Genomic DNA, 17,708 nt, shown 5'->3' with positions numbered 1-17,708 from the left:
TCCAGGAGGAACGAAGATGAAAATCGACGGCGGGTGTCATTGCGGCGCCATTACTTACGAGGCCGAGGTCGATCCGGAAAAGACCACCATTTGTCACTGCATCGATTGTCAGAAGCTAACCGGAACGGCCTTTCGCGTCACCGTGCCGGCGTCCGAGGACAATTACACGATCACCAAGGGCGCGCCGAAAATCTACATCAAGACCGGTTCGAGTGGTGCCAAGCGCGCTCAGGCATTTTGCGGTGAGTGCGGCTCGCATCTCTACGCCACGTCGGCGGGCGCGGGACCGAAGGTTTACGGCATCAGGGTCGGCACGGCATGGCAGCGCGATCAACTGGTGCCGAGAAAGCAGATCTGGCATCGCTCGGCGCTGCATTGGCTGCCGGAATTCGAAGGCACAACCATCATCGAGGAGCAGTAGCGCCAGACCGGGCGAAGCCTCGGCTCCGGTTCCGGCGTAGCTCTCAATCGTCGCCTTCGACGACCCTTAGCCTCAGCTGCCCGGTTTTCGAATCGGCAACACGCGCGCTGCTTTCCGCTTTTGCTCCGCTGCCATTCGACCCAGCGGTGTCCTCCGCCGGCTGCACGCCAAACTCCAGCGCCTCGATCTTTTGTCCGCGCCTGGTCACCTTCGATGTCGAGACGAGGATGTCCTCGATATCCTTGGCCGATTGACCGAAATGCGTCTGCAATTTGCGCACCCGCTCGTCGAGCCGAGAGACGTCTTCCATCAGCCGGATGACCTCGCCCTGGATCAGGTGCGCCTGCTCGCGCATACGGGCATCCTTGAGGATCGCCTGGATGACCTGGATCGACAGCATCAAAAGCGATGGCGAGACGATGACGATCCGCGATCGATGCGCCTTTTGGACAACGGCCTCGAAATTCTCGTGGATTTCGGCGAACACCGATTCCGAGGGCACGAACATGAAGGCAGTGTCCTGCGTCTCGCCCTGGATCAGGTATTTTTCGGAAATATCCCGGACATGCACCTCGATGTCGCGGCGGAAAGCCTGAGCGGCGGACTTCTGCAGGTCGGCGCCTTCGGCGGCACGGATGGCATTCCAGGCCTCGAGTGGAAACTTTGCATCGATGGCAAGCGACGGTGCGCCGTTCGGCATCTTCACCAGGCAGTCGGGCCGGCTGCCATTCGACAAGGTCGCCTGGAATTCATAGGCGCCGTGGGGCAATCCGTCGGCGACGATGGCTTCCATACGCGACTGGCCGAAGGCGCCGCGCGTCTGCTTGTTGGAAAGGATCGCCTGCAATTGCACGACCTGGCCGGCCAGCGACTGGATGTTGCCTTGCGCGATATCGATGACCGCCAGCCGCTCCTGCAGCTTGGCGAGGCTCTCATGCGTCGATCTCGTCTGCTCGGTCATGGTCTGGCCGAGGCGGCCGGTCATGGCGTCGAGGCGCTGGCCGATCGACTGGGTCAGTTCGGCCTGACGCGCCCCGAACACTTCGGCGATAGCGCCCATACGGCCCTGCATTTCCGCCTGGCTTGCCAAGATGCCGGCCATCCGCACCTCGGCGTCGCGGGCGTGGTCGGCGGCTTCGGCGGTCGCCATTGCACGCGCCTTGGCCGATCGCCAGAGCGCAATGACGAGCGCCACGAACAGGCCGAGGAACAGCATTGCGCCGAAACCCAGGGCATGGCCGAGCGTGATCGTGGTGGCGCCGAGGCGGGCGACAGGTTCGGACAGGATGGTGGCCAGATCGTTCATGCCGACAGCATAGATGATTCGGTCTGGCGGCACAGATCAAAACGTGAACGACCAGAAGGCGTCCCGGTTGACGCTTTTCCTGCGAGGTCTTAGGTGAGACGCCATGTCGATCAAGCCGCTTATCATCCTCCCCGATCCCGTCCTGCGTCAGGTTTCAAAACCGGTCGAGCGTGTCGACGGTGATTTGCGTAAACTGGCCGGCGACATGCTGGACACCATGTATGACGCGCCCGGCATCGGCCTCGCGGCGATCCAGGTCGGCGAACCCTTGCGCTTGCTGGTGATCGACCTCGCCAAGGAGGACGAGACGCCGGCACCGCACGTCTTCATCAATCCCGAAATCCTCGACAGCTCCGACCAGCGTTCGGTCTACGAGGAAGGCTGCCTGTCGATCCCGGATTACTATGCCGAGGTCGAGCGTCCGGCAGCGGTGCGGGTGAAGTATCTCGATCGCGACGGCAAGCTGCAGGAGATCGAGGCCGAGGGGCTGATGGCGACCTGCCTGCAGCATGAGATCGACCACCTAAACGGCGTGCTGTTCATCGACCACATCTCCAAGCTGAAGCGCGACATGGTGGTGAAGAAATTCAAGAAGCTCGCCAGGGACAAGGCGCCGGGCAAGATGGTGGGATAGGGGTCGACGAATGCCCCTGCGTGTCATCTTGATGGGTACGCCCGAATTCTCCGTGCAGACGCTGCGAGCGATCGCCGGGGCAGGGCATGAATTGGCAGCCGTCTACACGCAGCCGCCGCGCGCCGCAGGCCGGCGCGGGCTCGAGCTGACGCCGTCGCCGGTGCAGCGTGAGGCGGAGCGGCTTGGCATCGAGGTGCGGTCGCCGGTGTCGCTGAAGAGCGAGGCGGAGCAGCAGGCGTTCCGCACCTTGCGCGCCGATGTCGCCGTGGTCGTCGCCTACGGGCTGCTTCTGCCCAAACCTATTCTCGAGGCGCCGCGGCTCGGTTGCCTCAATGGCCACGCATCGCTATTGCCGCGCTGGCGCGGCGCTGCCCCTATCCAGCGCGCCATCATGGCCGGCGATACCGAGACGGGCATGATGGTGATGCGGATGGAGGAAGGCCTCGACACCGGGCCTGTGGCAATGGTTGAAAAATGCGCCATTGGACCCGACATGACGGCCGGCGATCTGCACGACCGGCTGATGATCCTGGGTGCTGCGCTGATGGTGCAAGCGCTCGAACGGCTCGAGCGGAATACGCTGACATTTACCACACAGGCGGAGGTGGGGGTGACCTACGCCAAGAAGATCGATAAATCGGAGACTCGCATAGACTGGCTGCGACCTGCCGGCGACGTGCACAACCAGATTCGCGGCCTGTCGCCCTTTCCCGGTGCATGGTGCGAGGCCGAAATCGGCGGCCGCATGGAACGGCTGAAACTGCTTCGCTCGACGCTCTCGCAAGGCGCCGGCGAACCGGGAGGAATTCTCGATGACCGGCTGACGGTTGCCTGCGGGTCAGGCGCGATCAGGCTGGTCGAAGTTCAACGTGCGGGCGGAAGGCCCATTGCCGCGCAGGAGTTTCTGCGCGGGGCCAAGCTCGAAAAAGGGATGAAATTGTCATGAGCATGATGTCCATACGCGCGGCGACGCCGCGGGACCGCGAGGCGATCCGCCTTGTCGAAGAACACGCATTCGGCCAGCAGGCGGAGGCCGGACTGGTCGACGCGCTGGTCACCGGCGGTGATGCCGTCGTCGAACTGGTGGCGGACGAAGACGGGCAAGTGGTCGGCCATATCCTGTTTTCACGGCTCTTCGTGCAGAATGGCGGCAAGAGCTTCCCGGCAGTCGCGCTGGCGCCGCTGGCAGTCGAGCCGTCGTTCCACGGCACCGGCATCGGCGGTGCCCTGGTCCGAGAGGCTCATATCCGCCTGAAAGCCGCCGGCGAGACGCTCGCTGTGGTGCTCGGCGATCCGGCCTACTATGGCCGCTTCGGCTACAGCCGCGCCCGTGCAGCGAAATTCGAGAGCGACTACCAAGGCGAGGCTTTGCAGGCGCTTGCCTGGGGCGAGGCGCCGGAGACCGGCAGGCTGGTCTACGCCTCGGCCTTCGGCTCAGCCCTCGCCGCCTGATTTCGCCTCGATCCGGGAATGCCGCGTTTTCGCCTCGACATCGAATATGACGGCAGTCTCTTTGCCGGCTGGCAACGCCAGGCCAATCAGCCTTCGGTGCAGCAGGCGATCGAGCAGGCGATCGAGAAGTTCTGCGGCGAGCAGGTCTCTCTGCGCGCCGCCGGCCGCACCGATGCCGGTGTCCATGCGACCGCTCAGGTGGCGCATGTCGATCTGGTCAAGGCATGGCCCGGCGACAAGGTGCGCGACGCCGTCAACGCGCATCTGCAAGCGGCCAAGGCGCACATCGCCATCCTGAAGGCCGCCGTCGTGCCGGATGGCTTCGATGCGCGTTTCTCGGCGATCGGCCGCCACTATCTCTACCGTATCGTCAACCGCCGCGCGCCAGCAGCGCTCGACAAGGGCAAGATCTGGTGGGTACCGAAGCAGCTCGATGCCGCCGCCATGCACGAAGCGGCAAAAGTGCTGCTTGGCCGGCATGATTTCACCACCTTCCGCTCGACCCAGTGCCAAGCCACCAGCCCGGTCCGCACGCTCGACCGGCTGGATGTCAGCCGGGCGGGCGATTTCATCGAAGTCCGCGCTTCGGCGCGGTCATTCCTGCACAACCAGGTGCGCTCGATGGTCGGCTCGCTCAAACGTGTCGGCGAAGGCGGCTGGGCCATTGCCGACCTCAAGGCCGCGCTCGAGGCGCGCGACCGTGCGGCCTGCGGTCAGGTGGCGCCGCCCGACGGGCTGTTTCTAGTCGGCGTCGATTATCCGACGCCTGGCTGATCCGGCACGCTGATACCGAGCAGCGCCTGCAGGCCGAACAGGACGATCAGCGACGCCACGAACATGCCGGCAAAAACAGCGCTGCCGACAGCCGCACCCCTGCCGATGGCAACGTTGGTCATCCGCCAGGTCAATACCATTGACAGCGCGAACAGCAGCAGCGACACCAGCCCGGAGACTTCGTTGGCCGATGTCAGGAAAAGCCGGATCAACGCCGATGGCAGCATCATCCAGGCGATGATCGCCGAGGCCCAGTTGCTGGCGACGACATAATGGACGAAACGGCTGCCGACGCCGACCCGCGGCGCGACCAGGGCCAGGCCGATGAGCGGCAGCACCCAGGCGCCGATATCGACGGTGGCCAGCCGGATCAACATGCTGAAACGGCCGACGAATGCGTCGGGATCGCCGATCTCGTTGGCAATGCCGACCCAGCCGACGATCAATGCCGGCGCCGCGACGACGATGGCAAAAAAGGAGTTCCAGAAACCGTCCGCCGAAAGGTCGAGCAGGCGAAATCCGTCGGCCTTGCCGAGCATCAGCCGCCAGGCGCCGGCAAGCGAAGCATAGGTTTCATCCGCTGAAAGCATCCCTAGGATATGTCCTGCGCAAACCAGTCTTCAACGAAGCGCAGATAAATCTGCGTCAGCGTCTCGAGATCGGCAATCGCCACACGTTCGTCGACCATGTGCATGGTCTTGCCGACCAGGCCGAATTCGACCACCGGACAATAATCCTTGATAAAGCGGGCATCGGAGGTGCCGCCGGAGGTGGAGAGCGCCGGCTTCCTGCCGGTCACCGCTTTGACCGAACCGCCAAGCGTCTCGATCAGCCTGTCGTCGCGTGTCAGGAAAACATGGCTCGGCCCGTCGCGCCAGACGATCTCGTAGTCGACCGGCGTCTTCTTGCCGGCGCGGTATTTCTTGCGTTTCGCCGCCCGGTCGAGGCGGTTGTGGATCTCGGCCTGGATCGTCTCGGCGGTCCATGTGTCGTTGAAGCGGATATTGAAGGTAGCTGCTGCCTTCGCCGGGATGACGTTGGTGGCGGGATTGCCGACATCGATGGAGGTCACCTCAAGGTTCGTCGGCTGGAAATCCCTTGTTCCGTTGTCGAAGACGGGGTGCAGCAAGGCGTCGACCAGCGTCACCAGGCCGCGCACCGGATTGTCGGCTAGCTGCGGATAGGCGGCGTGGCCCTGGCGGCCGTTGACGACGACCGTGCCCGATAGCGAGCCGCGCCGGCCGATCTTGATCATATCGCCAAGCGCGTCGGGATTGGTAGGCTCGCCGACGATCGAGGCATCCCATTTCTCGCCTTTGGCGGCCGCCCATTCGAGCAGCTTCGTCGTGCCGTTGATCGCCGGGCCTTCCTCATCGCCGGTTATCAGCAGCGAGACCGACCCCTTCGGGCCGCCCTTCTGCTCGACATGTCGCGCCACCGCCGCGACGAAACAAGCAATGCCGCCCTTCATGTCGACGGCGCCGCGGCCGAACATCTCGCCATTGGCGATCTCGGCGCCAAAGGGCGGGTGCGTCCAGGCTGCCTCGTCGCCCACCGGCACCACGTCGGTATGGCCGGCAAACATCAGATGCGGGCCATTGCCGGAACGCCGCGCGTAAAGGTTCTCGATGTCCGGTGTGCCGGCTTCGGAAAACACCGGTCGCTCGACCGCAAAGCCGAGCGGCTTCAACATCGCCTCCAGCGCGCGCAGCGCACCGCCTTCGGCGGGCGTCACGGAAGCACAGCGGATGAGTGCAGCGAGATTTCTAACCGGATCGGTAGGCAGCATCATGGGCAAAAGCGATAGTCGAAAGCGCAAGGTCTGTCACGGCCAGACGTGAGGGCCAGCCATGCCGCCGACATTATGGTTTTCATGTCGTATAATTGCGGCAAGGTCTCTCGACCAGAACAGGGCCATCGCATGGTCACGCGTGGCAAGACGATCGTAATCGCCGGTGCCGGCAGTATCGGCTGCTACGCCGGCGGCTGCCTGATACTTGCCGGGCGAAAGGTGTTTCTGCTGGCGCGACCGCGCGTCGAGAAGGCCCTGCAAGAAGCTGGATTGCGCATCACCGACCCTGACGGCCGCGACCGTTCTGTCAAACCGGACGCATTGTCGGTCACCGCCGATCCGGCGGTAGCATTCTCCGATGCCGATGTCATTTTGGTAACGGTCAAGAGCGGCGCGACGCAAGACATGGCCGGGCTGATTGCCGCCCATGCCCGACCGGACGTGGTGATACTCAGCCTGCAGAACGGCGTCGACAATGCCGATAAATTGCGAGCCCATCTCACCGCCCAGCCGGTGCTCGCGGGCATGGTGCCGTTCAACGTGGTCCAATCGCCGGAGGGCGAATTGCCGCTTCGCCTGCACCGCGCCAGCGGCGGCAAAGTGATGATCGAACAGGGCTCGGCGGGCCTTGACGAACTGCTTGATGTCGAGGGGTTTGCCGTCGCGACGCATGGTGACATCGACGCGGTGTTATGGGACAAGCTGCTGCTCAACCTCAACAACGCGCTGGTGGCGCTTTCCGGTCTGCCGCTGGCGGCAGAGCTTGCCGATCGCCGCTGGCGGCTGATCCTGGCCGGTCAGATCGACGAAGCATTGGCGGCAATGACGGCGACAGGCATCGAACCCGCTCGCATCGCCGGCCTGCGTCCCGCACTGCTGCCGAAAGTGCTTCGCCTGCCCGACGGGCTGTTCAAGTTCTTGGCGCGGCGGATGCTTGCCATCGATCCGGCCGCGCGTTCGTCGATGTGGGATGACCTGCGGCGCCGCCGGTCGACGGAGATCGGCGAACTGCAAGGCGCGGTCCTGCGTTTGGCCGAAAAGGCCGGCACGCCGGCGCCTTTGCTGAAGCATGTCACTGCACTGGTGCGCGCGGCCGAGCAGGAGAGGCGCGGATCGCCTTGCTTGCCGCCGGAAGCTGTCGCTGCGACCGTCAGATCGTAGCCCGCACAGGCGCCCAATAACGGCCCTTGCCGGTGCGCTTGGCTTCGTAGAGTGCATGGTCGGAACAGGTGAGCAGGATTTCCGGATCGCCGCCGTCGGCGGGTGCAAAGGCGCTGCCGACGCTCAAGCCGACATGGATGGCGGAACCGACCCCGAGGTCGAAAGGCACCGAGACCTTTTCGATGGCCCGCTTTGCCAGATAGGTGGCCTCGATCTCCGAGGTTGCGGGCAAAAGGATGACGAATTCGTCGCCGCCGATACGGAAGACCACGTCCCCCGGCCGGAAGCCGCGCTTCAATCGTTCGGCCACCTTGCGCAGCAGCACGTCGCCGACCGCATGACCAAAACGGTCGTTGACCTGTTTGAAGCCGTCGAGGTCCATGCTGAGCACGGCAAACGGCTTGCCGCCATTGGCGGCCGGCGCCGCAAGGTCGCGGCACATGTCGCGCAATTTTTCCTGCAGGAAGATGCGGTTTGGCAGGCCGGTCAGCGCGTCCTTGATCGCTAGGTCGCGATTGTCCAGCTCGGCGCGGATCATGCGGGCGTTGATTGCGTGGTTCTGAAGCAGCACGATGATGACGCCGGCCACATAGAACGGCGTTTGAATTCCGACGATCGGCATTCCGGGCGCTGCGGAAAACAATGCACCGACCACGTAAGGCAGGCTTACGGCCAACATGACGAATATGGCGAAGCGCGGGGTGGCCGCATTGCGTGACGACACCACGCCAACGACACCTGCGACATTCAAGGCGGCAAGTACGGAAAGCGCCATATTCCCGCTGGCAACACAGCCATAGCAGCCGAGGCCGAAAACGACCGACCATACACCGCTGGCTGCCATCAGGCCCGCCAGCGGCCCTTTCGAGCCGCGCCTGCGGGCCTGCTCGCATTCCCGCATCAGCAGAACGCGGACGACGAAAAGCATCAGGTCGGCTGCGATCCAGGCGTAGGGCCACCAATCCTTCGTGGCAAGTGCGGCGCTGACCGCAACCACCAAAACGCTGATGGTGCCGAACAAGACTGCGAATTTGCGGTCGAAAGTGGTGTCGAGAAGCCGGGCGCGGACGGCTTCCGGTTCCAATCTCATCGGCGAAGAGAACCAGGCAAACAGGCGAGCGGCGGCGCTCCACGTTTTGCGCGGCTCCTTGGTGGTCAGGGATAGGTCGCTTGCCAGTCGAGCGCTCCGTGCCGGTCGACACAGTTTTCGCCGGCATGCTGGGCCAGGGTGATTAACATTCGCTTAGAGCGTCCGGCGCAAAACCGGGGTTTCGGAACTCCCCGCTCTGCCGCTCTAGCGGATCTGCCGCCGGCTCGCGGGTCTTAGCTTGCCGGCCCCGGTCGTCTGCGGACTGCAGGCCGACGCGGCGGACCCGGCTCGGGATCGGTTTTCTTCGCATGTGCCGGCTGCCCATGAGGGGTTTCGATCAGCGTGATCTTCTGCCAGATCTTTCGCGACAGGTTCGACGCCAGGTTCTCGATGTCATTGACGCCATCGATGACCACGGCGTCATTGACCGACTGGGCAAACAGCGCGGCGATCTTGCCGGTGATCGACAACATTTCGGAGCAATAGTCGAGATAGCGGGCAAGGTCGGCGGCGTTGGTGATGCGGGCTGGCGAATGTGCAGTCGGCTTGAAACTGGCTGAAAGTGCTGCCGGATCCTTGGTCAGCTGGTGCATGTCGATGACGTGGATGAGCGACCGCAGCCCGTGAAGTTGGCGGAACACCCGCTTGCGCTTGATCCGCTCCTCGGAGCGGATCAGGGCCAGGAAGCCCAGCACGGCGAGGATGATCATGTTGAGGGAGGCTTCGATGCCTTGCACCGACTGGAAGGCATCGTGGTTTCCCGAGATGCGGCCGAGCGGCAGGATTGTGCCGACGAACAGGAACATCAGCGCTCCGATGACGAAAGCGGCGATGATGAGGCCGCGCAGCCACCAGATCGGCGCCTCCAGCGCCTTGGCTGCCTTTGCCAGATCGCGCGACAGCGACACGAGCTCGGCGGCGACGCCGCGCAGGCCTGCATCGGGAAAGCGCTCGGCGACGCGCTCTTCCAGCCGTTCGGCGGTTTCGAGGATCAGTTTCGAATCAAGCGAGCGGTAGCGCATGACGAAATGTCCGATTGGCGCTCAGGGTTCGGCCGGTGCGTTGGTGCGCTTGCCGTAGCGGTTGGGGCCTGGGTCACTTTTGAAAAAAGCCAGGATAAAAAGCAGGACGAAGCCGATAATGAGAGAGATCAATGCGTAATAGGCAGGCTTGCCGAAATCATGGAACCGCTTCGCCGTTAGCGCAAAGGTCGACCATGTCGAGACGAACACAGCGATCCATAAGGCGAGCGCCCAATACTGGCTCGCGGCAGTGCCTAACGGCGTTCGCGCGAACTGGTAGAGCAGAAAGAGTTGAACGATGACCGGCAAGAGGCCAGCCAAAACATAAGCGCTCGGATTCACCCGCCCAGAAAGGCTGAAGAAAAGCCATAGGAATTGAGGTTTGTCAGTCAACCCGGTGCATCCGTTCTCGGGAGATCAATCGCGCAGCAATTCGTTGATCGAGGTCTTGGAACGGGTTCTTGCGTCGACCCGCTTGACGATGACAGCGCAGTAGAGGCTGGGGCCGGGCTCGTTGTTTGGAAAAGGCTTGCCCGGCAGTGAGCCGGCGACGACGACGGAATTGGCCGGCACTTCGCCGTAGAAGATCTCGCCGGTGGCGCGGTCGACGATCTTGGTCGATTGGCCGATGAAGACACCCATGCCGAGCACTGAGCCCTCGCGAACAATGCAGCCCTCGACCACTTCGGAACGGGCGCCGATGAAGCAATTGTCCTCGATGATGGTTGGGCCGGCCTGCATCGGCTCCAGCACGCCGCCGATACCGACGCCGCCCGACAGATGCACATTCTTGCCGATCTGGGCACAGGAGCCGACCGACGCCCAGGTGTCGACCATGGTGCCGCTATCGACATAGGCGCCGACATTGACGAAGGACGGCATCAGCACGGCGCCCGGCGCGACATAGGCAGAGCGGCGCACGATCGACGACGGCACGGCGCGGAAGCCGGCCTTCTCGAAATCGACGGCGCTCCAGCCGTCGAACTTCGAAGGCACCTTGTCCCACCATACCGCCTGACCGGGACCACCCTTGATGATCTCCATCGGGTTGAGCCGGAAGGACAGCAGCACCGCTTTCTTCAGCCACTGGTTGACGTGCCATTTGCCGTCGGCCTGCCGCTCGGCGACGCGGGCGACGCCCCGGTCGAGCAGGTCGAGCGCCGATTGGATGGCCTCGCGCGTCTCGCCGCGGGTTGCGGTCGAAATGGTGTCGCGTTCCTCGAAGGCGTTCTCGATGATCTTCTCGAGACTCGCGAGATCGGGCTTCGACATGAATTCGCTCCATTACCAAGCTGTTAAGGGCCGGCGCCTTAACCTGTTTGAAAGTCGCGCGGACCCTATGTGAAGGCTTGGGGAGGGTCAATCGCGGCAGCGTCACGGGACGGCGCAAGTGAATGATTGGACGGGTAAAGCAAATATGACTCCCATGGAAAAGGCGGGGTGGACGCCGCTACCGCATTCGGACGAGGATCTGGAGCGGTCGAAAAGCGTGCCGGACACGCCGCAAACGCGCGCGGAGACATATCGGCTGGCCTGGAACGACCCCGATTTCATGACGCGGCGCGAGTTGCGCGCGGTCAGGCTGCAGCTCGAACTGCTGAAACCGGAGATGATCCTGGCCGAGCGCGGCATCCAATCGACCGTCATCCTGTTCGGCGGCGCGCGCATCCCCGAGCCCGGCGGTGAAGCCTGGGCGGCCAAGAACGAGACGCAGAAGAAGAATCTCGAGCAAAACAGCAAATACTATGAGGAGGCGCGCAAATTCGCCCGCCTCTGCTCGCAGCAGTCGGCCACTTCGTACTATCGCGAATTCGTCGTGGTGACCGGCGGCGGGCCTGGCGTCATGGAGGCCGGCAATCGCGGCGCCGACGATGTAGGCGCGCCGTCGATCGGTCTCAACATCGTGCTGCCGCACGAGCAGGCGCCAAACGCCTACGTGACGCCGGAACTCTGCTTCAACTTCCACTATTTTGCGGTCCGCAAGATGCATTTCGTCATGCGTGCCAAGGCCGTTGCGGTGTTTCCCGGCGGCTTCGGCACGATGGACGAGTTCTTCGAGACGCTGACCTTGATCCAGACCGGCCGCATGGAACGCGTGCCGGTCATCCTGTTCGGCAAGGCTTTCTGGGCAAGGGCTATCGACCTCGACTTCCTCGCCGAGCAAGGCACGATCACGCCCGGCGACCAGGATATCATCGATTTCGTCGACACCGCCGATGAGGCCTGGGGGATCGTCAGCCGCTTCTATAAACTTTGACATGCAAGCAAGGACTTGAAGCGCGCCGGCTGCCTCAAGCGGGGACTTCGACGATCGCCGTGAGAAAGCCGGCGAGATCGTCGGTGACGAAGTCCACGTCGTCCTCGTTGGCCGGGTCGCGTTCCCAGATTTCCGAGAAGGTCGGCTCGAAATTGCGCGGCACCACCAGCACCGTGGTCATGCCCAGCGATTTCGGCACCGACAGGTTGCGGGCGAGGTCTTCGAACATCACCGCATTTTGCCCGGTGACGGCGTGGAGTTCGGCAAATTTCTCGTAGGATTGTCGCGCCGGCTTGGGGTTCAGCCCGGCTGCGACGATATCGAAAATGTCGTCGAAATGCTCGAGAATGCCCAGCTGCCGCGCGGTGCGTTCGGCATGCCGGCGATCGCCATTGGTGAAGATGAATTTGCGGCCGGGAAGCTGGCGTATGGCGGTGCCGAGGACGGGATCTGGCACCAGCCAGGAATAATCGATGTCGTGGACCTTCTCGAGAAAGTCGTCGGGGTCGATGCCGTGGCGCGTCATCAACCCGTTCAGTGTCGTGCCGTATTCCCGGTAGAGCTCCTTCTGCAGCTTGCGTGCTTCCTCGCGCGGCAGCGTCAGCAATTCTCCGACATAGGCGGTCATCTTCACATCGATCTGCGAGAACAGATTGGAATGGTGCGGATAGAGCGTGTTGTCGAGATCGAACACCCAGTCGGTGACATGGGCAAAGCGGGCGGGGTCGGGAAGCGTGGTCATACCGTCCTTATGGCACGAAACGATCTTTCTAACAGGAGGTTTATCCACAACCTATGCGCGCCCTGGGTGGTGAAAATGGTGCCGTGATTAAAATCTTAAGCATCGCCGAAAGGTGACATTCAGCGCTTGCTGGCACCAAGACGGACCAGTGGGAGCAAGCGATGAATCGCATATTTCTAAAGTCTGCCGCCATCGCTTTCGCCTCCGTCGCCGTCTCACTTTTGCTGACGCTGATCGTCGTGCCGGCAATGGGTTTTCCGATCAATCGCACCATCTGGTTGACGTCTACCGTATGCCCGCTGGCTCTTGCCTGGGGCGCCGGCGCCTATACGGTCTGGCAGGGCGAAAGGTTGAAGACCGCGCATCGCGAACTCGCCCGCGCCCATGCCCAGCTCGCGGCCGCCCACAGGCGCTTGGCGGAAAAGGCGAGCCGCGACGACATGACCGGCATGCTCAACCGCGAAAGTTTCTTTGCCGCCCTCGACGGCTCTCGGCGTAAATCCGATCGCGGGGCATTGCTGATCGTCGATGCCGACCATTTCAAGACCATCAACGACAGCTACGGCCATCTGATCGGCGACGAGGCGCTGCTCCTGATCGCAAGTGCGATAGAGCGTGGCGTGCGCAGCGGCGATGTCCTTGGCCGCATCGGCGGTGAGGAATTCTGCGCCTTTCTGATCGGCGCCACCGAACACGAAGCCAGGCGCGTCGCCGAGCGCATCCGCCGTGAAGTAGAGCGTATCCGTTTCCGGCCCGTCGACGAACGAACCGTTCCGCTGACGGTCAGTATCGGCGGGACCACCTGCGGCGAGGACGCCGCAGTGTCGGAGCTGATGCGCGCCGCCGACCAGCGGCTCTACGAGGCCAAGCATCGCGGCCGCAACCTGTCGATCATCGATCGTGACATTTCCGAAGCGGCGTGAGCTCAACCCTAAGCCTTGTGCTGGAAAAATTCTACCCTATCAGAATTCAACCGCGCCGCGGCCAGTGCTGTCAAAATCCGAAGATGGCGATGCGGAACAGCAGGGCAGCGGCCGCCAGCGCGACCAGTGCAATACCAAGGCCAATGGGAGAACCCCAGCCATACCATTCCATCGCCAGCTTGGCGTATTTGAATTCTTCGGCCGGTGTGAGTGGGCCGCGCGTCTGGTTCTGGTTCATTGTCCACTCCTTGCGTGCTGCGACAGGCCGTGCCTTGCGCCCGACGCAGCATATTACTATAATAGCCGTAATGTTAGGCAAATTGATAGTTAGATGATCGAAGTAAATTCGTCAAGCATGAATCGGGCCGACATGAAGACGGCCATCAGCCTCGCCATTATGGGCTGGCAGGACGCGACGCAGGCTTATGACGAGGCAGTAGGCGATAGGCTTGAGCTGAGTACGGCGGAACGCCATTGCCTGGCGCTGCTCTATGGCGGCCCGCAATCGGCTGGCGAGGTCGCGGCCGCAACAGGGTTGACGCCGGCCGCAGTCACCGCGCTGATCGACCGGCTGGAGGCGCGCGGCCTGCTGACACGAACGCGCAGCCTCGAGGACAGGCGCAAGGTGGTCATAGAGGCGACGGAACTCACGCGAGAACTATCGGCGCGCTATTATGGTGCGATCGCGCAGGAGGGAGAAAGGGTAATCGCCACATTTAGCGACACCGAGCTGGCCACGATCCTTCGCTTCGTCACCGCATCGCTCGACCTTCAGCGCGACCAGCTTGCCCGGCTGAAAGCCGAGGCCCTGGAAACAGCCGACAGCCTATAGGCTCGCCGGGTCGAGCGCCGGCTCGCCTTTGCGGCGCGCCACGATCGCCGCAAGATCGGCGGTCTCGAAAGCATCACGCAGCACGTCGAAAGACGGCAGCACAAAATAGGCACGCTGGAACTTGTCGATCTCGTAGCCGGTGCGCATTACGGTTTCCAGGTCGAAGGGGACATCGTGCGCGTCGCCGCCTTCGACCGCGAACTGAAGCTCGGTGAAGGATGACATCAGCCCGGCGCCGAACGCCTTCAGCGGCTGGCCCGGCTCGCGTATCAGCCCGTATTCGACGGTGTACCAGTAAAGCCTGGTGATCATCTCGTCGCCGCCGAGCGCAATCACGCTGTCGGCCCTCTTGCCATACATCTGCATGAAGTCCGCAAAGACCGGCTGCGTCAGGATCGGCACGTGACCGAAGAAATCGTGGAACATGTCGGGCTCGACGATGTAGTCGAGCTCCTTTTGGGTTCGCAGCCAGTTGGTGACCGGGAAGCGGCGGTTGGCGAGGTGGTCGAAGAACGGCTGGGCCGGAATGAGCCCCGGCACCGCGACGATCTCCCAGCCGGTGAGCTTGCGCAGCTTCTCGCTGACCTCACCGAAATCCGGGATCTTGTCGAGAAGGCCGAGCGCCGCAACGCCATCGAGATAGGAATGGTGGGCGAGCTTCCTGGTCAGCTTCGTCTGGCGGTCGCACAGCGTGCGCCACACCGCCTGTTCTTCGTCGCTATAATTGTAGCCCTGCGCCACGGTGAAATCGGCACGGCAGACCGAATAATCGCCGCGAAGGCCTCGCGCCGCGCATTCGCGGGCGTAGTCGGCAACGTTCATCGTCATGGCTTGCTCTCCCTGGAAATCATGATCAGCGGATCGTCGGAAATTCTAGCCGGATGGCGTGAGGCAAATCAGCTTTGATGGTGGCTCAAATGCGGGGTTGGAGGTAAAAGACTCCACGATCGAGCTTTGGGAGAGTGAAAATGCCTCAGTTTGACGAATTCGAGATCAAGATGCTCGACAGCCTGCAGCGCGACGGGCGCAAGCCGGTATCCGAACTGGCGCAGGAGATCGGCCTGTCGACGACACCTTGCGCGCGGCGCTTCGAGGCGCTTCAGCAGGCGGGCATCATCAAGGGCTTCGCCGCGGTGCTCAGCCGTCGCGCCGTCGGGCTGATGGTCGAGGTGTTCATCCAGGTGCGCCTGACCAGCCACAGCGACGGCTCGCCCGAAAGCTTCATCGCCGCCGTCCAGCGGATGGACGAGGTGTCCTCATGCTGGACCATGACCGGCGATCATGATTTCCTGTTGCATGTGATGGTGCCGTCGGTCGACGAGCTCAATGCCTTCGTCATGCACCGGCTGATGCGGCTCGAAGGCGTGCGCGACGTCCACACCCAGCTTGTGCTGCAGAACATCAAGGGGCCGGGCCATGTCCCGCTTGCACATCTCAGACGGTAGGCATTTCTGCGGAAAAGCTGCACACAAACTGCTGAAGCGAGCCAATCTCCAGCGCTAGATCGCCGACTACGACATGCGGACCGCCATTGCATAAGGTCCGCCATGAAAATCGTCCTGATCAACCCGCCACATACGGCCATCGGCAGCCGTGTGCCGGACGACCATCTGCCGCCGCTCGGTTTGCTGGCACTGGGCGGTCCGCTGATCGACGCGGGACATCAAGTGCGACTTGTGGACGCCGAATTCGGGCCGATGCCGCTTGCCACGCTGGTCCGGGACGCCTTGAGCGATCATCCCGACTGTATTCTGATCGGCCATTCCGGCTCGACCTCTGCGCATCCGACAGCCCTACTGATCGCCGGCATGGTCAAACACATCGATCCGGCGACAATCCTGATTTATGGCGGCGTGTTTCCGACCTATCACTGGCGCGACATACTGGCCGAAACGGAGGCCTTCGACTTCATCGTTCGTGGCGAGGGGGAGGCGACCATCGTCGCGCTGGTCGAAGCGCTTGAAAAACGCAAGCCGCTGTCGGATGTGGCGGGCATCGCCTTTCGCGACGATTTGCGCCGGCCTTTTGCCACCAACCCGGCAAGGACGATCGCCAATCTCGACGACTACCGCATCGGCTGGGAACTGATCGATATCACTCGCTATAGCTATTGGGGAGGCAAGCGTGCGGTGGTCATGCAGTTCTCGCGAGGCTGTCCGCATCTGTGCAACTATTGCGGCCAGCGGGGGTTCTGGACGCGCTGGCGGCACCGCGACCCCGTGAAGTTCGCGCGGGAGATTGCCTGGCTATACCGCGAGCACCGCGTCGAGCTGATCAACCTTGCCGACGAGAACCCGACCTCGTCCAAAAAAGCCTGGCGCGCCTTTCTCGATGCGATGATCGCCGAGAATGTGCCGGTGCTGATCGTCGGCTCCACCCGCGCCGACGACATCGTCCGCGACGCCGGCAGCCTGCATCTCTATCGCAAGGCCGGCGTCATCCGCTGGCTGCTTGGCATGGAAAATACCGACGAGCAGACGCTCCAGTTGATCCGCAAGGGCGGCAGCACCTCATCCGACCGCGAGGCGATACGGCTGCTGCGCCTCAACGGCATCTTGTCGATGGCGACCTGGGTGGCCGGTTTCGAGGACGAAAGTTTCCGCGACCTCTGGCGCGGCTTTCGCCAGCTGATCGCTTATGACCCCGACCAGATCCAGGCGCTCTATGTGACGCCGCACCGCTGGACGCCGTTCTTCAGGATTGCCAGGGATCGCAAGGTGATCCAGCTGGACGCCCGCCTGTGGGACTACAAGCACCAGGTGCTGCAGATGACCCGCCTCAAGCCGTGGATGTTGTTCTTCGCCGTCAAGCTGATCGAACTGGCCGTGCAGTCGCGGCCCAAGGCCTTGGCGCGCATCCTGTTCCACAAGGATCCGGAGCAACGGCATTCGATGCGCTGGTACACCAAAATGGGCCGCCGCGTCTGGTTCCGCGAAGTCTGGGGCTTTCTGGTTCGCGACCGCCGCCTGAAGAATGGCCCGACGCTCGCCGAATTCTGGGGCGCGCCGCAGGACGAGGAAGAGGAATCGATGGTGGTCGCGCACCCGGCGCGCAGGCTGACACCGCCTGCGACCACGATTTCGTCGCGCGCCTGACCGGCTCGGGCAATCTTTTAACAAGCATACGCAACGTATGTATATTGACATACGGAATGTATGTACCCACTTCGGGATACGGGACGGATATCAGCGACCGCCCCGGAAAATGGAACGCAGCGATCCAAAACCCCGAAGTCTTGCGGGCGGCTCTCACCTTCTCGGAGAAGCCACATCGCGATGGTCGGGACCGGCCTGCCTTGTCTG

Annotated in this window: 21 protein-coding genes; 11 read left to right on the top strand and 10 right to left on the bottom strand. The window is 62.8% G+C overall.

Annotated features, from left to right (window positions below):
* Positions 1-16 precede the first annotated feature (16 nt).
* Positions 17-421, top strand: a complete 405-nt coding sequence (locus NKJ09_RS10150) for a GFA family protein (protein WP_352484328.1) — start codon at positions 17-19, stop codon at positions 419-421.
* 43 nt (positions 422-464) lie between these two features.
* On the opposite strand, the gene NKJ09_RS10145 is transcribed toward NKJ09_RS10150, so the two are convergent.
* On the bottom strand, positions 465-1,727 hold the full coding sequence (locus NKJ09_RS10145) for a DNA recombination protein RmuC (RefSeq protein WP_352495036.1): 1,263 nt from the start codon (positions 1,725-1,727) through the stop codon (positions 465-467).
* 103 nt (positions 1,728-1,830) lie between these two features.
* On the opposite strand from NKJ09_RS10145, the gene def reads away from it, so the two are divergent.
* The 4 genes from def to truA are packed head-to-tail and all read left to right on the top strand — an operon-like array spanning position 1,831 to position 4,587.
* Positions 1,831-2,361: a peptide deformylase gene (gene def / locus NKJ09_RS10140; protein ID WP_023718189.1), complete on the top strand. Its 531-nt coding sequence runs from the start codon at positions 1,831-1,833 to the stop codon at positions 2,359-2,361.
* 16 nt (positions 2,362-2,377) lie between these two features.
* Positions 2,378-3,307, top strand: a complete 930-nt coding sequence (gene fmt / locus NKJ09_RS10135) for a methionyl-tRNA formyltransferase (protein WP_352495111.1) — start codon at positions 2,378-2,380, stop codon at positions 3,305-3,307.
* Complete coding sequence (locus tag NKJ09_RS10130; RefSeq protein WP_292662840.1) at positions 3,304-3,813, top strand: GNAT family N-acetyltransferase; 510 nt, start codon at positions 3,304-3,306, stop codon at positions 3,811-3,813. Before fmt ends, NKJ09_RS10130 begins: the two co-directional genes overlap by 4 nt.
* Positions 3,814-3,831: 18 nt before the next feature.
* A complete protein-coding gene (truA, locus tag NKJ09_RS10125) occupies positions 3,832-4,587 on the top strand; it encodes a tRNA pseudouridine(38-40) synthase TruA (RefSeq protein ID WP_023718192.1) in 756 nt (251 codons plus the stop codon).
* Here truA and NKJ09_RS10120 read toward each other — a convergent pair.
* Both NKJ09_RS10120 and dapE read right to left on the bottom strand, forming a co-directional pair.
* Positions 4,569-5,177 (bottom strand): hypothetical protein, encoded by a 609-nt coding sequence (locus tag NKJ09_RS10120; RefSeq protein WP_023718193.1) that lies wholly within the window; start codon positions 5,175-5,177, stop codon positions 4,569-4,571. The genes truA and NKJ09_RS10120 overlap by 19 nt on opposite strands.
* Positions 5,178-5,179: 2 nt before the next feature.
* Positions 5,180-6,379 (bottom strand): succinyl-diaminopimelate desuccinylase, encoded by a 1,200-nt coding sequence (dapE, locus tag NKJ09_RS10115; protein ID WP_352484327.1) that lies wholly within the window; start codon positions 6,377-6,379, stop codon positions 5,180-5,182.
* Positions 6,380-6,508: 129 nt separating this feature from the next.
* On the opposite strand from dapE, the gene NKJ09_RS10110 reads away from it, so the two are divergent.
* Positions 6,509-7,540, top strand: a complete 1,032-nt coding sequence (locus tag NKJ09_RS10110) for a 2-dehydropantoate 2-reductase (protein ID WP_352495035.1) — start codon at positions 6,509-6,511, stop codon at positions 7,538-7,540.
* Here NKJ09_RS10110 and NKJ09_RS10105 read toward each other — a convergent pair.
* From NKJ09_RS10105 to dapD, 4 genes are all read right to left on the bottom strand, one after another.
* Complete coding sequence (locus NKJ09_RS10105) at positions 7,530-8,630, bottom strand: GGDEF domain-containing protein (protein ID WP_023718195.1); 1,101 nt, start codon at positions 8,628-8,630, stop codon at positions 7,530-7,532. The genes NKJ09_RS10110 and NKJ09_RS10105 overlap by 11 nt on opposite strands.
* 233 nt (positions 8,631-8,863) lie before the next feature.
* Positions 8,864-9,652: a hypothetical protein gene (locus NKJ09_RS10100; protein WP_352495034.1), complete on the bottom strand. Its 789-nt coding sequence runs from the start codon at positions 9,650-9,652 to the stop codon at positions 8,864-8,866.
* A gap of 21 nt (positions 9,653-9,673) precedes the next feature.
* Positions 9,674-10,045: a DUF805 domain-containing protein gene (locus NKJ09_RS10095; protein WP_031193743.1), complete on the bottom strand. Its 372-nt coding sequence runs from the start codon at positions 10,043-10,045 to the stop codon at positions 9,674-9,676.
* A gap of 24 nt (positions 10,046-10,069) precedes the next feature.
* Entirely contained in the window at positions 10,070-10,924 is an 855-nt protein-coding gene (gene dapD, locus NKJ09_RS10090; RefSeq protein WP_352484324.1) for a 2,3,4,5-tetrahydropyridine-2,6-dicarboxylate N-succinyltransferase, read from the bottom strand.
* A 145-nt stretch (positions 10,925-11,069) separates the two neighbouring features.
* Here dapD and NKJ09_RS10085 point away from each other — a divergent pair, with 145 nt between their 5' ends.
* Positions 11,070-11,909, top strand: a complete 840-nt coding sequence (locus NKJ09_RS10085; protein WP_023718198.1) for an LOG family protein — start codon at positions 11,070-11,072, stop codon at positions 11,907-11,909.
* 34 nt (positions 11,910-11,943) lie between these two features.
* Here NKJ09_RS10085 and NKJ09_RS10080 read toward each other — a convergent pair whose 3' ends face one another.
* A complete protein-coding gene (locus tag NKJ09_RS10080) occupies positions 11,944-12,651 on the bottom strand; it encodes a pyrimidine 5'-nucleotidase (protein ID WP_023677476.1) in 708 nt (235 codons plus the stop codon).
* A 161-nt stretch (positions 12,652-12,812) separates the two neighbouring features.
* Here NKJ09_RS10080 and NKJ09_RS10075 point away from each other — a divergent pair, with 161 nt between their 5' ends.
* Positions 12,813-13,574 carry a GGDEF domain-containing protein gene (locus NKJ09_RS10075; protein WP_023718199.1) on the top strand — a complete coding sequence of 254 codons (762 nt, stop codon included), beginning with the start codon at positions 12,813-12,815 and terminating at the stop codon, positions 13,572-13,574.
* A gap of 70 nt (positions 13,575-13,644) precedes the next feature.
* Here the strand turns inward: NKJ09_RS10075 and NKJ09_RS10070 are convergent, their stop codons facing one another.
* Complete coding sequence (locus tag NKJ09_RS10070; RefSeq protein WP_023718200.1) at positions 13,645-13,812, bottom strand: hypothetical protein; 168 nt, start codon at positions 13,810-13,812, stop codon at positions 13,645-13,647.
* Between the two features lie 93 nt (positions 13,813-13,905).
* Between NKJ09_RS10070 and NKJ09_RS10065 the strand changes: the two genes are divergently transcribed.
* The gene (locus NKJ09_RS10065) at positions 13,906-14,406 is read left to right on the top strand and encodes a MarR family winged helix-turn-helix transcriptional regulator (protein WP_352484322.1); all 501 of its coding nucleotides are present in this window, start codon (positions 13,906-13,908) and stop codon (positions 14,404-14,406) included.
* Here NKJ09_RS10065 and phhA read toward each other — a convergent pair.
* Positions 14,401-15,234 carry a phenylalanine 4-monooxygenase gene (gene phhA, locus NKJ09_RS10060; RefSeq protein WP_023718202.1) on the bottom strand — a complete coding sequence of 278 codons (834 nt, stop codon included), beginning with the start codon at positions 15,232-15,234 and terminating at the stop codon, positions 14,401-14,403. The genes NKJ09_RS10065 and phhA overlap by 6 nt on opposite strands.
* Positions 15,235-15,374: 140 nt before the next feature.
* Here phhA and NKJ09_RS10055 point away from each other — a divergent pair, with 140 nt between their 5' ends.
* Together NKJ09_RS10055 and bchE are read left to right on the top strand one after the other, a co-directional pair.
* Positions 15,375-15,851: an Lrp/AsnC family transcriptional regulator gene (locus NKJ09_RS10055; RefSeq protein WP_023718203.1), complete on the top strand. Its 477-nt coding sequence runs from the start codon at positions 15,375-15,377 to the stop codon at positions 15,849-15,851.
* Between the two features lie 102 nt (positions 15,852-15,953).
* A complete protein-coding gene (gene bchE / locus NKJ09_RS10050; RefSeq protein ID WP_352495033.1) occupies positions 15,954-17,501 on the top strand; it encodes a magnesium-protoporphyrin IX monomethyl ester anaerobic oxidative cyclase in 1,548 nt (515 codons plus the stop codon).
* Positions 17,502-17,708 lie beyond the last annotated feature (207 nt).

This window comes from Mesorhizobium sp. M0189, assembly GCF_040322135.1.
Classification (GTDB): Bacteria; Pseudomonadota; Alphaproteobacteria; order Rhizobiales; family Rhizobiaceae; genus Mesorhizobium.
Note: the sequence above shows the minus strand (reverse complement) of the source record. Positions and strands in the feature narration are given on the sequence as shown.

What these genes read in the sequence shown, in the direction of transcription:
- NKJ09_RS10150 (WP_352484328.1), top strand. Translation starts at nt 17, where the DNA reads ATGAAAATCGACGGCGGGTGTCATTGCGGCGCCATTACTTACGAGGCC.
- NKJ09_RS10145 (WP_352495036.1), bottom strand. Translation starts at nt 1,727, where the DNA reads ATGAACGATCTGGCCACCATCCTGTCCGAACCTGTCGCCCGCCTCGGC.
- def (WP_023718189.1), top strand. Translation starts at nt 1,831, where the DNA reads ATGTCGATCAAGCCGCTTATCATCCTCCCCGATCCCGTCCTGCGTCAG.
- NKJ09_RS10130 (WP_292662840.1), top strand. Translation starts at nt 3,304, where the DNA reads ATGAGCATGATGTCCATACGCGCGGCGACGCCGCGGGACCGCGAGGCG.
- truA (WP_023718192.1), top strand. Translation starts at nt 3,832, where the DNA reads ATGCCGCGTTTTCGCCTCGACATCGAATATGACGGCAGTCTCTTTGCC.
- NKJ09_RS10120 (WP_023718193.1), bottom strand. Translation starts at nt 5,177, where the DNA reads ATGCTTTCAGCGGATGAAACCTATGCTTCGCTTGCCGGCGCCTGGCGG.
- dapE (WP_352484327.1), bottom strand. Translation starts at nt 6,379, where the DNA reads ATGATGCTGCCTACCGATCCGGTTAGAAATCTCGCTGCACTCATCCGC.
- NKJ09_RS10110 (WP_352495035.1), top strand. Translation starts at nt 6,509, where the DNA reads ATGGTCACGCGTGGCAAGACGATCGTAATCGCCGGTGCCGGCAGTATC.
- NKJ09_RS10105 (WP_023718195.1), bottom strand. Translation starts at nt 8,630, where the DNA reads ATGAGATTGGAACCGGAAGCCGTCCGCGCCCGGCTTCTCGACACCACT.
- NKJ09_RS10100 (WP_352495034.1), bottom strand. Translation starts at nt 9,652, where the DNA reads ATGCGCTACCGCTCGCTTGATTCGAAACTGATCCTCGAAACCGCCGAA.
- dapD (WP_352484324.1), bottom strand. Translation starts at nt 10,924, where the DNA reads ATGTCGAAGCCCGATCTCGCGAGTCTCGAGAAGATCATCGAGAACGCC.
- NKJ09_RS10085 (WP_023718198.1), top strand. Translation starts at nt 11,070, where the DNA reads ATGACTCCCATGGAAAAGGCGGGGTGGACGCCGCTACCGCATTCGGAC.
- NKJ09_RS10080 (WP_023677476.1), bottom strand. Translation starts at nt 12,651, where the DNA reads ATGACCACGCTTCCCGACCCCGCCCGCTTTGCCCATGTCACCGACTGG.
- NKJ09_RS10075 (WP_023718199.1), top strand. Translation starts at nt 12,813, where the DNA reads ATGAATCGCATATTTCTAAAGTCTGCCGCCATCGCTTTCGCCTCCGTC.
- NKJ09_RS10070 (WP_023718200.1), bottom strand. Translation starts at nt 13,812, where the DNA reads ATGAACCAGAACCAGACGCGCGGCCCACTCACACCGGCCGAAGAATTC.
- NKJ09_RS10065 (WP_352484322.1), top strand. Translation starts at nt 13,906, where the DNA reads ATGATCGAAGTAAATTCGTCAAGCATGAATCGGGCCGACATGAAGACG.
- phhA (WP_023718202.1), bottom strand. Translation starts at nt 15,234, where the DNA reads ATGACGATGAACGTTGCCGACTACGCCCGCGAATGCGCGGCGCGAGGC.
- NKJ09_RS10055 (WP_023718203.1), top strand. Translation starts at nt 15,375, where the DNA reads ATGCCTCAGTTTGACGAATTCGAGATCAAGATGCTCGACAGCCTGCAG.
- bchE (WP_352495033.1), top strand. Translation starts at nt 15,954, where the DNA reads ATGAAAATCGTCCTGATCAACCCGCCACATACGGCCATCGGCAGCCGT.